Below are 12,762 nucleotides of genomic sequence, written 5' to 3'. Positions count from 1 at the left end.
TTATAAATCTTAGAGCACCCTATTGTTTTATAAGTCAACTTTTTTCCCTGCTTTTACGATAATTAAATATAAAATAACAAAACCACCTATAAATAATATCCAGTTTGGTTCTCCAAAAGCTCCGGGTATCGTTCCTGCAATGAGTGATACAGCTCCTACAATTAATGCATATGGCATCTGTGTTTTAACGTGGTTTACGTGATTGCACGAGCTGGCCAACGAACTCAATATGGTTGTGTCCGATATTGGAGAACAATGGTCGCCCAATACAGAACCTGCCAAAACAGTTGAAACCACATTATAAAAAATGGGTAGGATCTCATCTGTTGAGAATCCATATTCTACAGCAATTTTCCATGAGGCAGGAAGTATCAGAGGATAAATGATGGCCATAGTTCCCCATGATGAGCCTGTGCTAAAGGCAATAAATGCCGAAAATACAAATGCCATCACAGGTATCCAGTAAGGGCTGAGTTCAATAATTCTTAATACGTTTGTTATAAATGTTGCCGTATGCAAGTGTTCTGTTATTAAGGCAATGCTCCAGGCCAAAACCAGAATCAATACGGCATTGAACATCGTTTTAAAGCCATTTACCAATCCTTCCATGGCCTCTCTGAATCCCATAATCCTTTGAGAGGTTGTTAATATTAAAGAAACAATAACACCTGTTAATGAGGACCACATTAAGGCTTTGAATGAATCGGCGTTTCCAATGGTTTGCGATAGTTTAGTCCCAAAGCTAACTTGTTGCTGTTGCCATAACTCGTTATCCCATCCCGTATATAGAAGGCCGGCAAGGGTGCCAAAAACCACTACCATTACAGGAATAAAGGCATTTAGCCATCGTCCTTCAATATTGTTGTTTAAGGCTAGCTCATCGGGGATTTTCGAATCCTTAAATGTATTGAGGTTTTCCTGTGGTATCCCATTTTTTCTGATTTCTTTTTCAATTTTTAGCATGGGGCCAAAGTCCCGTTTTTTGATAATAAGCATCAAAACAAAAAACAATGTAAAAACCGGATAAAACGAGTAGCTTAACGAATTTAAAAATACCTGGTAGGCAGACTGGTTAATGCCCAGGTTTGAAATTCCCTCGTTTATGTAACTTAATTCAGCACCAATCCATGTGGTGATAAATGCAATTGAGGCTATGGGTGCTGAGGTGGAGTCAACTATGTAGGCCAGTTTTTCCCTGGATATTTTTAATTTGTCGGTTACGGGGCGCATGGTATTGCCCACAACAAGGGTGTTGGCATAATCATCAAAAAAGATAATGAGTCCCATGAGCCATGTAATAAACTGACCGGAGCGTGGGCTTTTGGCGTATTTTGACAGGTGGGATACGATTCCCTTCATACCGCCGTTCATAGAAATTAACGCAACCATTCCACCAATAAGCATGGAAAATATAATGATGGATAGATGATCGGGATTGTTTAGGGCGCTTAGTGCATAAGTATCTACAACTGCAAAAGTACCTTTGAAAAAACTGATGAACAGGCCGAAACCTTTGTATTTGTATATGATGGTAGTACCAACTAAAAGTCCAATAAAAAGTGATGAAAACACTTCTTTGGTTATTAACGCCATAATAATGGCAATAAGTGGGGGTAGCACTGAAAACCACAAAGGTATCGGATCAATTTTTTTTGAATAGATAACCTCTTTATCTTTATAAACTTCCAAAGTATCTCCTTTGTTAAAAGAGGCTTCGAAAAGCAGCGAGTTGTTTGAAAAGGTAGTTTCTAATACCGAATCGTTTCGATAAACTTTTATATCCTTATAGTCCGGTGCTGTACTGTTTAAATTAATTTTGAACTCATGCTTGATTGAAGAAACAATCAAATCGGGGAATGTAACTTCAATAGAGGTGTTTTTTGCACTGCAAGGCTTTAAAAACAGGAGTGTGATTATTAAAAACAGTGTACTCTTTAAATTCATTGTATATATTTTCAGGCATTTGATTCCGCAAATATAATTTAATCTTTTGGGATGGCATTGTTTACTATAGACACATGTTTCGTGAAAAATTATTTGAATTATTTTTTTTGAAAACAATTAATGCTTAATTTGTTTATAATAAAGCACAATTATGAGGCAGTTAGATTTTAATATTTTTGAGACTGATGTTCCTGTTATCAAGCCTTCGAAAGGTAGGATACTTATTGCCGAGCCTTTTTTGAAGGGACCTTATTTTAGCAGGTCAATTGTATTGTTAACAGAGTATAGTAAACAGGGGGCTGTAGGTTTTGTCCTTAATAAATCAAGCAATGTGTATCCTGATGAAGTGATAGATGACTTGTTTTCATTTAAAGGGGAGTTGTTTATTGGTGGCCCTGTAGCATCGGATACTTTGCATTTTATCCATACCATAGGAGAGGCCTTGCCAGGGGCAGTTAGGGTAACTGAAAATATTTTTTGGGGTGGTGATTTTGATAGGCTAAAGGAGATGATAAACAATGATGAGGCAACCTTTAAGCAGGTGAAATTCTTTGCCGGGTATTCGGGATGGTCTCCGGGTCAACTTGAAAATGAAATCAAAGAAAAGTCATGGATTGTAGCTGAATTGGGCGATAAAGTGATTATGGAATCAGGAGTTGAAGATATATGGGAAGATACCCTGAAAAACCTGGGTGGTGTTTATAAAACCTGGTCTAAGTTTCCCAATGATCCCACAAGAAATTAGCTAATCAAAAGTATATTTGTTTAGGGCATCCAACAGCAGTTTGGTGTTGTAGTTAAAGAATCTTCTGTCTTTGTATCCTACTACCCATTGGATTCCCTGAATGGCGTTGGTCAAAAATATTTCATCGGCATCAAGCAACTCTTCTTCTGTAGCTCCGTTGCATTCTTCTATCTGTAAATCTTTAGTTTTTTGTATCAGGGCAATAATTGTTTGTCTCATAACCCCGTCAACACATCCTGAAAACACAGAAGGTGTATAAACAATGCCGTTTTTAATCCAGAATATATTTGAACTGGTTGCTTCAATTATTTTGTTTTTCTCGTTAATAAGCAGACAGTCATCAAGCGCCTCCTCCTTTTTATGAAGGGCTGCCAGAATGTAATGTAAAGAATTCCCTGATTTAAAAAATGATATAGGATTATATGATTTCTTCATTTCCGGATAGACGGATATTAAAAGCCCTTTGCTGTTTAAACTATATTTGGGGGATTGTAGCTGAGAGGTTTCTATGATAAAGTCTGCAGAATTGGTAGCAGGTGTGTATAATCCTTCGCCACTTCTAAATATCTCTAAACGGACTCTTGATGCACCATATGATTTTTGCTTTTGCAATAACTTTACTATTTGGTCATTAAGTTCTTCTTCTGCAGGAATGGATGCCAGGTTCATTTTTAAACTAAGCATGGCTTTTCTAAGCCTTTTGTAATGGAGGTTGAAGCTAAGTGGGTAATGACCATTTGCCCTTATGGTTTCAAATAAGGAATCTCCAAATTTAAATGCCCTGTTTTTATAGCTTACAGGAACCTGGTTAGAGGGATATATCTTGCCGTTATAGTTTACCAAGTCATGCATTGATTATTGCTTTTTATTGATGATTTGTTGTGCAATGCTTAAAATTGAAGTGTTTTTAGGTACTTTGTAGCAGGTTTCTATTCCTGCAGCAATTCCGGCGTCAATATCTCTTTGGGAATCTCCTATTAAAAAAGATTTTTTGATATCAATATCATGGTCTTTCCGGGCTTGGAGGATCATTCCGGGTTTGGGTTTGCGGCAATGGCATGTTGAAACGGCATCATGGTGCGGACAATAATAAATAGCATCAAAATCAGCCTGATGTTGCTTTAAGTGTTTTTGCATGTGTTGGTGAACACTTTTTACATCATCTTCTGAATACTCCCCCTTGGCTACTCCTCCCTGGTTGGTAATCAGTATTAATAGAAAGCCATGCTTTTTCAGCAGGGCTAAAGCTTCTTCTATATCAGTATTAAATACAAAATCTTCTGTTTTGTATACGTAATAATGCCCTTCGTCACTATTAACCACCCCATCCCTGTCAATATATATTGCTTTGTTCATTGTGCAGTTTGTTTTGCATTGCTTAAGATTACCTTTTATACTCGAGCTTACCTCTCACTTTTTATCTCTATAAAAACGGCATCAGTTTATTAATAAAGTCAATAAATAATGATGGCTTATAAAGGATAGGGAAGATAAAACCAAATACGGCACCCCAAAAATGGGCATCGTGACCAATGTTATCAACATTTCGTTGGGCCATTACTCTTGAATAAATAAGGTAAGCTACGCCAAATACAATACCTGGAACAGGAATGGCAAAAAAGATATATAACAAACTGTACGGACTAAAGAATATAGAAGTGAAAACTACTGCAGATACAGCTCCGGAGGCACCGATGGCATTGTAATGAGGATTGTCTTTTTCTTTAATCAGGGAATACAGGCTTGAAAATATCAAAGAAGAAAAGAAAAGTAACAAAAACATGGGAATGCCTCTGCCTTCAAAGTTATCGTTCAGATGGTAAATAACTGCCCTGCCGAAAGAATGCAGAACAAACATGTTTACCAAAAGGTGTGTCCAGCTTCCATGTAAAAAACCGTGCGATATTAATCTGATATATTGTTTTCTGTGGATAATCTGATATGCGTTAAACTGATAGCGGTACAATAAGGTGGTTTGACTAAAGGCGGTAGCGCTGATAATGATAATAGCAGCGATAAGTATAATTAATACATTCATTAAAATTAATATTTGGGGTGTTAGTATTGTATTAATGCATGATTTTAAAGAGCATTTCTTTAAGCAGATCCCCCATGTCGGCAGAAACATTATTGAATCCTTTGCTCTTCATGTCGTAATCGCGTAAAATGGAAATAACAGAAACAACCTTTCTTGCCGAATAGTTTCTTGCTCCCAGTGTATAGTCCTGAACAAAGTATGGATTAATCCCCAATTCCTTGGCCACGTTGTTTTTCCCTTTGTCTGCCAGGTAATAATAAACCATTAGTTTTGAAAAGTAATTGAAGAGTACTGTAATGGTCGCCTGAATAGGGTGGTCCTTGGGGTTTTTAGAAAATACCTTGATTATTTTGTTTGCCTTTAATATATCCTTGTTGATAATGGCTTTTTGAAGTTCAAAGCTATTATAATCTTTGCTTAACCCAATGTTCTTTTCAATATGTTCCGGTGTAATATGTTTGATTTCTGCACCTATAGCAACTTGTAATTTGTCAAGTTCCTTAACAATTTTAGATAAGTCAGTTCCTAACGATTCAGCCAAAAGCATACTGGCTTTCAAGTCAATGGTCATTTGCTTATCTTTCAAATATCCTGTAATCCATGCTGAAACCTGGTTGTCGTAAAGCTTTTTAAACTCGAATATACAATTGTCTTTTTTTAGTATCGTGCCTAGCTTTTTTCTTTTATCAAGCGTTTTGTATTTGTAGTTTATTACTAAAATTGTTGACGATAACGGGGCGGCTGCGTAATGCTGAAGTTCTTCTATTTTGTCAAGATATTGGGCCTCCTTCACAACAACAACCTGATGTTGTGCCATCATAGGATATCTGCGCGCAGCCATAACAACGGTTGAGGCGTCCACATCCTTGCCATAATAGATGGTTTGGTTGAACCCTTTCTCTTCTTCTGTTAAAACGTTGTTTATGATGTAATTGGTTATTTCATCAATGTAATAGGTTTCTTCTCCCATTAAAAAGTAAATGGGCTTAAACTGGCGGTTTTTTAAGCCCGCCATAATTTGTTGAAACTCGTTCATATTTTATTTGCTTTGCTGCAAAAATACAATTAATAGCTAATTATCAAACAGTAGGTGTTTCACGGATTTCCCTCCATTAATAATTTCCTTTAGGGAGCCGATCCCAATTTGAAGGTGTTGCTCTACATATTCCTTTGTTACTTTTTTATCGCTGGCATCAGTTTTTATACCGCTGGAAATCATAGGTTGATCGGATACCAATAGCAGGGCACCTGTTGGTATTTCGTTGGCAAATCCTACTGTAAATATGGTGGCAGTTTCCATGTCGATGGCCATGGCCCTTGTTTTTTCAAGATATTTTTTAAAACGTTCATCATATTCCCAAACTCGTTTGTTTGTGGTAAAAACCGTTCCGGTCCAATAATCACGGGCATTGTCCCTGATAGTGGTGGAAACAGCTCTTTGCAGACTAAATGCCGGAAGTGCCGGAACTTCAGCAGGAAGGTAGTCATCAGATGTTCCTTCGTTGCGGATGGCTGCAATGGGGATGATCAGGTCGCCAAGCTGGTTTTTCTTTTTTAAACCGCCACACTTGCCCAAAAACAAAACGGCCCTGGGTTGAATGGCACTTAATAAATCCATTATAGTGGCAGCGTTTGGACTACCCATCCCAAAATTGATAATGGTTATGCCATCGGCACTTGCGTTGGGCATGTTGTGATCTTCTCCTATGATGGGTACATTATGCCATTCGGCAAACAGGTCAACATAGTGCTGAAAGTTGGTTAATAATACATGTGAAGTAAAGTCTTTCAGTGCCCTTCCTGTATATCTGGGCAGCCAATTGTTAACAATATCTTGCTTAGTTTTCATAACTACGAATATAGTTTTTTTAGGGGGATTTATAAAATAGCGATAGAATGTTGTTTTTGATTTATATTTGCATAAAAAGTAAATGATGCAGGAGTTGAATCTGCCCCGTTTTGATTTCACGATTAAGCAGGTAAATGGGCGAAGGATGATATTTGATCCCATCAGAAAAAAGATGGTTGTGCTTACCCCGGAGGAATGGGTGCGTCAAAATTTCTTGATGTATCTGACTCAGAGTAAGGGTTATCCTGCCTCTCTAATGGCAGTGGAATCAAAAGTTGATGTCAATGGCTTGTCGCAAAGGGCAGATATTGTTTCTTATAATAGAAAAAGGATGCCGGTTTTGGTGGTTGAGTGCAAAGCGCCCCATATAAAAATTACCAATCAGGTGTTTGATCAGGTTGCCCGATACAATATCAGGTTAAAAACCAGTCTTATATGTGTAACCAATGGAATTAACCATTATTGTGCCTTGCTTAGCAAAGACGGGAGGGAGTATCATTTTCTGGAAGGGATCCCTGGATATAAGCAACTGGTGAATAACTGACATTGGGGTTTTGTATCCCTAAAAAGGGTTTAGAAGAAAAGCATATATTGTGCAATATGCTTATTCATTAATCAGTTGGTAAAACGCTTCGTCAATATAGTCTTTCCCAATTTTACGCCACTTTTGCCGGATGCCTGTTTTTATAAAGCCTTTACTCTCAAATAATTTAATGCTTCTGGTGTTGTTTGTTGCGATGGTGCAATACAGCTGAAAGATGCCAAGGTTGTTAAAGCAATAATCAATAAACAAATCGAGTGCTTTTGATGCAAAGCCTTTCCCTTCAAAATCTTTGTGAATTATGATTCCGACCCCTGCCCTGTTGTGAAAGGGGTCAAAATCAAACAGGTCAATTATTCCTATTGTAACCGGATTTTCTTCCTCTGTTTCAATCATCAGCCTCAGTTCTTTTGACTGGTATATATCAAGGTTTATACCCTTGATGTATTGCTGAAGCTGATGTCGCGAAAATGGTTTCTGGGTATCTGAAACTACCCAAAGCTCCATGTTGTTTTCCCATTGGTAAAGGATCTCTACGTCTTCCGGCTCAATGGCTCTTAGTGCTACCTGGTTCACCACCTTGTTATTCCTCTGTTTTCATTTTGTTTAACTGCCAGAAATACCTCACAAACGGATCGTCATAGCCAGTGGCTTTAATAACTTCTTTTTTGGCGTTTTTGGCATCTCTAAAGTTTTCAAATGCACCAAATACATATCGGTAATTGCCGTCTTTGCATTTAAATACTTTAATCTGGTTTACGTCAATCGAAAATCTATCCAAATCAACCAGGAGCTCTTTTAGTGTAACAAACTGAACTGTATAAGGGTGTTTTTCCGGGTCAACAACTGTTGCTTGATGAGAAGTTTTATCGGCAATGTTAATGTTATCCTCCTTAGGAGAATCTACATTTAAATACAAGTCTTCCAACAAAGTGGGTTGCGCGTTTCTATGATACGCCATATCTTCCTCAACATTGTAGGTGATGTTCTTTGTTTCAACACCCTGCCCCGAGAATGCTATGTCGTATGATTTTTCGGTTTCAAGTATTAATAAATATTTACCTGTTTCAGGATGGGGTTTGTATTCTCCAATTACATTGTTAGTGCCGTTTTCTTTTACAGTGATTTTTACATTGTCCCAGGCTGTTTCCGGCGTGTTTTTGAGCTGGCCTTTTATCACTGCCAATCTGTTTTCAAAAGGTTCTTCGTATTCAATCAGGTAAAGGTCTGATCCGCCGTAATTATCTTCGAAACGGGATGAAGCCATATATGCCTTGTTTTCTGCTACTGTTGGGGTAAAGAAAAAGTCGTCATCGGGAGTATTGATTGGGTAGCCCATGTTAACGGGTTTTGTCCACGAGCTGTCGTTGTTCATCTTACTGTAAAAAATATCAAAATTCCCCATGGAGTTATGGCCTTCGGAACTAAAATACAGGGTTTTACCATCATAATGTATCATCGGGGTTTCTTCATCGTATGGCGTATTGATGGTATTGCCTAAGTTTTTTGGGGTACCCCATTCGCCATTGGGCAATTTGCGAACCATGTATATGTCCAGTCCCCCATATCCGCCCTTGCGGTCGCTGGTAAAAAACAAGGTTGATTTGTCAGCATTGATAGAAGCGTGGGTTTCATTAAACCGGCTGTTAATTCCCTGGGGTAATTTAAAGGGTTCACTCCAGGTTTCTCCATCAAAATTACTAACGTAAATATCCTGTCCGTCAATATTACTGATTAGCATATACAGTTCTGTACCGTCAGCCGATAAGCAAACGCCCGATTCATGGCTGTTTTTTTTGACGATAGATTTAATAATTTCACTTTTCTTCCATTCTTTGTCTTTTGAACTGGCAAATATTTTTTCTGTAAACTGTCCGTCGTCCATAATGGTAGAATAGGAAGAGATTCTTTTGGAAGTAAAAAGCAGCAATGACTCATCAGCTGTAACCAAAGGGCTGTGATCGTCATATTTAGAATTGACGTTCTCGCCCAGGTTCTGTACTTCCAGTTTAACAGGGTTTTTCATTAATACAATTCCGTTATTACAAACCTCAATCTGGTGGTTTATGGCCTCGTTTAGTTCTGTAAGATCCTTGGAAATAAAACCCTGTACTTTTGTATAAGTGTCAATGGCATCCTGAAAACGGTATTGTAGTTGATATGATTTTGCCAGTGCCATAAAGATGTCAAGCCCTAATTCTGTGTTGTAGTCATCTTTTTTTAACAGGTTTTTCGCATTGTTGAGATATACAGATGCCGAATCTGCTCCATTGTTAAGGTTTAAGTAACAATGTCCTATGTTATATTGGGCGTTAATGTTTTCTGGTTCAATGTCAACAACTCTTTTGAATAGATCAATGGCTTTTACGTAATCCCTTGACTCAGCAAGTTGCACTGCTGAATGGTACATTTTACTATTGTTGTTGTTTTGTGCGCATAAAACAAATGCAAAAAACGCAAAGAGAATAGAGGCTGAAATACGGTTCATTTTAAGTTTTTTGTTTTTTGATATAAAGCATTAAAAATGCAAAAATATTACATAATGGGTTTAATATCTTTGATAAACAATAATAGTTATTTGATCTAAGTTGTGTTGTGCCGTTATTTGTTTTTATGTGCTTTGGTTTAAAAGTGTATTATTGATCCTTTTCAAGCAGTATTGGATCAAGGTAAAAAGTATGACCTTTTCTGGCAAACGCATTTCCTGATGGGATATTGAAATCTTTCAAAATGGTTTTGTAGCCTTTCATTTTTATTTCCATTAGATAATCGGTGTCGGCAGGAATTATCACAATATATTTACCGTTACTCTGAGATGGGCGATATACGCCTTCTTTGTTGCCGGTTTTTTTATTGATGATAGAGATATGGGCATCCGCAGCGGGGTCTCCATCCTGGTTAAATATAAAGCCTCCTACAACGGTTAGTGCGTTGGGAGCGTTGTCGGGAAATTCTAATAAATAAAGGTCGGATCCTCCAAAGCTGTCATTACGTTTTGAAGCGTAGTAAACTCTTTGCTCATTAACGGTTGGTGCAAAAAACAAGTCGTCAAATGGAGTGTTTATGGGGTATCCAATGTTGGTTACATTGTCCCAAACGCCTGAACTGTCTGTGCTGGCAGAAAAGATGTCAAAGCCTCCCATTGAATTATGGCTTTCTGAGCTAAAGTAAAGAGTTTTTCCGTTGGGGTGTATATAAGGGCTCTCTTCGTCCAGTTCTGTATTGATTCCGGAACCCAGATTCACAACTTTTCCCCATTCTCCATTGGGAAGCTTGGTAGATTTATACAGGTCTTTCCCTCCGAACCCTCCTATGCGGTCGCTGCTAAAGAAAATAGTATTCCCATCCAGTGAAAATGAGGCATGGGTTTCGTTTGCCATAGAGTTGATGGGAGCTGGTAATTTTTCCAGTTCTCCCCATTTGTCGTTTTTTAGAGTACTGGTGTAAATATTGCCGATGGCACCATCGTTTTGATAAAAAAGCAAAGTTTTACCATCAGGAGAAATGCCGATGCTGGCGTTGTTTCCTTTGGTGTTAATATCAAGTGCTCTGGTGGTTATCCACCTGCCCTCGCGCCACAATGAAAAGTAAACGTTTTCATCACTGATACCCGAAGCCATCTTTAATGACTCTTCTGTTTCTCTGTTTGAAGTGAATATGAGCAGGTCTTCTGTAAGGTTTATGATGGGACTGTGTTCATCAAACTCTGTGTTAACCAGTGGGCCAAGGTTTGAAATTTTAAACTGTACCGGATTTTTCATGAGTTCAATGGCAGAGGTACAATAGCCAACCTCCCGTTCTATTTTTTTTATGGCATCTTTCTTTTTTGCAGGTATCTGGTTATTAAGCAGCTCATATGTTTTTAAGGCTTTTTCAAACTGGTAATCCAGATGGTATGCCTGCCCCAGGTAAAAACGGGATTCAATGGCTTCTATACTGTTTTTATTTTCAATGGGGTATTGTTTCACTACTTTCTCTAATATTTCTACCGCTTGTTTTATTCTTCCTTCTGAAAATAAAAAGCATTCGCCGGCCTTAAATAGCACAAACGAATCTGTGGGGTATTCCTTTAGGAGTTCGTCGTAAATCTCAGCAGCTTTTGCGTAGTTTTCAATGTTGATATAATGGTTTGCTTTTGTGATCTGCTTTTTATAGGTTTTATCTTGTCCGAAAGAAATATTGAACAATAAAAGTATGAGGAGTGTTACCGTTAACTGCTTTTTCATATACTCTAATAAATTAGTATCCGGATTCATGTATCAAGATTGATGAATGGCGTTTTGAAGTAAAAAGCTTTTTATTCGTCATCCCGTGTTTTTAATACTCAATCATGACAGGTTCTCTCAAATAAATTTAATTATCCTTTTAGGTGAGAATCAGGATATGTTCGTTTTATTTTATAGATCTTCGTTTTCTGAAATATCTATAAAAATATGCAAATGTTTTTATTTATCAACAATTAATAATGCTGAACGTCTCCTTTGTGGTATTTTTTGTCGCTGCCCATAAGTGTTTTCTTTTCATCTAACCAAAAACGGTATCTGAATTTCGGGCCGTATTTAGTCATGATCCGGATCATCTTTTTATAGGTGATTTTCTGAATGGGGAAAACGATGATTCCATTTGTTACATCAGCCAAACCCTCTTCGGTTATTGGTGTGGTTTTTATGTTGTTTTCAATATTAATGGGGGAGTCAATGGAATAATAGTTTAAAATGCCTGCCCGGGGAGTTGGTTTGTCCCGGTGAACGGCAGATGAAAATTTGATTATATTGATGCCCGTGTTGATCAGCAGGCTGAATACAAACCCATAGCTTTTGCTAAAATGCTTTTGTGCAAACTGAACCATGGCTTTGTAAAAGCGGTCTCTGTATATTTTGTCCTTGTTGGTGCTTTCTCCTTTAAAATGGATTATGGACGATTCTGCAAAATAAAAGTTATCATACCCTGCCTTAATCAGGCGGTAGGATAAATCAATATCTTCACCATACATAAAAAAATCTTCGTCAAACAATCCTGTCTTTTCTAATGCTGCTTTTTTCAGGCACATAAAGGCTCCGGAGAGCACTTCTGTTATGGCATTGCTGTTTGAGTCGATATATCCTTTATGGTATTGGTTAAATATTTTGCTTTTGTGAAAGATGGACGAGAGACCCGACATCTTGCAGAATGAAGCCCATGGTGTTGGGAGACCTCTTTTGGATTCGGGCAAAAACTGACCTGTTCCATCTATCATTCTGATTCCTAGTCCACCAATATTTTGATTTTTATTTAAAAAGGAGAGTGTTTTCTCAAGCGTATCTTCGGCCAGTATGGTATCCGGGTTTAAAACTAAAATGTATTTTCCCTGAGCTATCTGGATAGCCTGGTTATTGGCAATTGAAAATCCGGGATTGTGTTTGTTTGCAATAAGATGGCATTGGGGAAATTCCTGACTTACCATTTCTGCCGAATTATCTGCCGAGTTATTGTCAACAACAAAAACTTCTGCCTTTAGGTTGTGGCACGCAGCAAAGACTGAGTGCAAACAAATCCTTAAAAAATCAACAGCATTATAACTTACAATAACTACAGATAAATCCAATTCCATTTACTTTTTACAAACGTACCATGCCTTCATTATCTATTAATGCAAAAGTGAAAGC

The 12,762-nt window shown here is 37.7% G+C and carries 12 protein-coding genes; 2 read left to right on the top strand and 10 right to left on the bottom strand.

The window, feature by feature from the left end:
* Positions 1 to 27: 27 nt before the first annotated feature.
* On the bottom strand, positions 28 to 1,944 hold the full coding sequence (locus OM074_RS05270) for a Na+/H+ antiporter NhaC family protein (RefSeq protein ID WP_301198247.1): 1,917 nt from the start codon (positions 1,942 to 1,944) through the stop codon (positions 28 to 30).
* A gap of 151 nt (positions 1,945 to 2,095) precedes the next feature.
* Here OM074_RS05270 and OM074_RS05265 point away from each other — a divergent pair, with 151 nt between their 5' ends.
* Entirely contained in the window at positions 2,096 to 2,689 is a 594-nt protein-coding gene (locus OM074_RS05265) for a YqgE/AlgH family protein (RefSeq protein ID WP_301198246.1), read from the top strand.
* Here the strand turns inward: OM074_RS05265 and OM074_RS05260 are convergent, their stop codons facing one another.
* The 5 genes from OM074_RS05260 to OM074_RS05240 form a co-directional block, all read right to left on the bottom strand.
* The gene (locus OM074_RS05260) at positions 2,690 to 3,541 is read right to left on the bottom strand and encodes an aminotransferase class IV (protein WP_301198245.1); all 852 of its coding nucleotides are present in this window, start codon (positions 3,539 to 3,541) and stop codon (positions 2,690 to 2,692) included.
* A gap of 3 nt (positions 3,542 to 3,544) precedes the next feature.
* Positions 3,545 to 4,045 (bottom strand): D-glycero-alpha-D-manno-heptose-1,7-bisphosphate 7-phosphatase, encoded by a 501-nt coding sequence (locus OM074_RS05255; RefSeq protein ID WP_301198244.1) that lies wholly within the window; start codon positions 4,043 to 4,045, stop codon positions 3,545 to 3,547.
* A gap of 67 nt (positions 4,046 to 4,112) precedes the next feature.
* Entirely contained in the window at positions 4,113 to 4,727 is a 615-nt protein-coding gene (locus OM074_RS05250) for a rhomboid family intramembrane serine protease (protein WP_301198243.1), read from the bottom strand.
* A 31-nt stretch (positions 4,728 to 4,758) separates the two neighbouring features.
* On the bottom strand, positions 4,759 to 5,763 hold the full coding sequence (gene holA, locus OM074_RS05245; RefSeq protein WP_301198242.1) for a DNA polymerase III subunit delta: 1,005 nt from the start codon (positions 5,761 to 5,763) through the stop codon (positions 4,759 to 4,761).
* A 36-nt stretch (positions 5,764 to 5,799) separates the two neighbouring features.
* Positions 5,800 to 6,576, bottom strand: a complete 777-nt coding sequence (locus OM074_RS05240) for an AMP nucleosidase (RefSeq protein ID WP_301198241.1) — start codon at positions 6,574 to 6,576, stop codon at positions 5,800 to 5,802.
* 82 nt (positions 6,577 to 6,658) lie between these two features.
* On the opposite strand from OM074_RS05240, the gene OM074_RS05235 reads away from it, so the two are divergent.
* Positions 6,659 to 7,120 (top strand): type I restriction enzyme HsdR N-terminal domain-containing protein, encoded by a 462-nt coding sequence (locus OM074_RS05235; protein ID WP_301198240.1) that lies wholly within the window; start codon positions 6,659 to 6,661, stop codon positions 7,118 to 7,120.
* A gap of 60 nt (positions 7,121 to 7,180) precedes the next feature.
* Here OM074_RS05235 and OM074_RS05230 read toward each other — a convergent pair whose 3' ends face one another.
* The 4 genes from OM074_RS05230 to OM074_RS05215 form a co-directional block, all read right to left on the bottom strand.
* Complete coding sequence (locus tag OM074_RS05230) at positions 7,181 to 7,696, bottom strand: GNAT family N-acetyltransferase (RefSeq protein ID WP_301198239.1); 516 nt, start codon at positions 7,694 to 7,696, stop codon at positions 7,181 to 7,183.
* 4 nt (positions 7,697 to 7,700) lie between these two features.
* Positions 7,701 to 9,605, bottom strand: coding sequence for a tetratricopeptide repeat protein (locus OM074_RS05225; protein WP_301198238.1), 1,905 nt, complete (start codon positions 9,603 to 9,605; stop codon positions 7,701 to 7,703).
* Positions 9,606 to 9,753: 148 nt separating this feature from the next.
* Complete coding sequence (locus OM074_RS05220; RefSeq protein ID WP_301198237.1) at positions 9,754 to 11,343, bottom strand: tetratricopeptide repeat protein; 1,590 nt, start codon at positions 11,341 to 11,343, stop codon at positions 9,754 to 9,756.
* A 233-nt stretch (positions 11,344 to 11,576) separates the two neighbouring features.
* Positions 11,577 to 12,707, bottom strand: coding sequence for a glycosyltransferase family 2 protein (locus OM074_RS05215; protein ID WP_301198236.1), 1,131 nt, complete (start codon positions 12,705 to 12,707; stop codon positions 11,577 to 11,579).
* Positions 12,708 to 12,762 lie beyond the last annotated feature (55 nt).

The organism is Plebeiibacterium marinum, assembly GCF_026013615.1.
GTDB lineage: Bacteria > Bacteroidota > Bacteroidia > Bacteroidales > Marinilabiliaceae > Saccharicrinis > Saccharicrinis marinus_A.
This window is presented reverse-complemented; position numbering and strand designations above follow the sequence as displayed.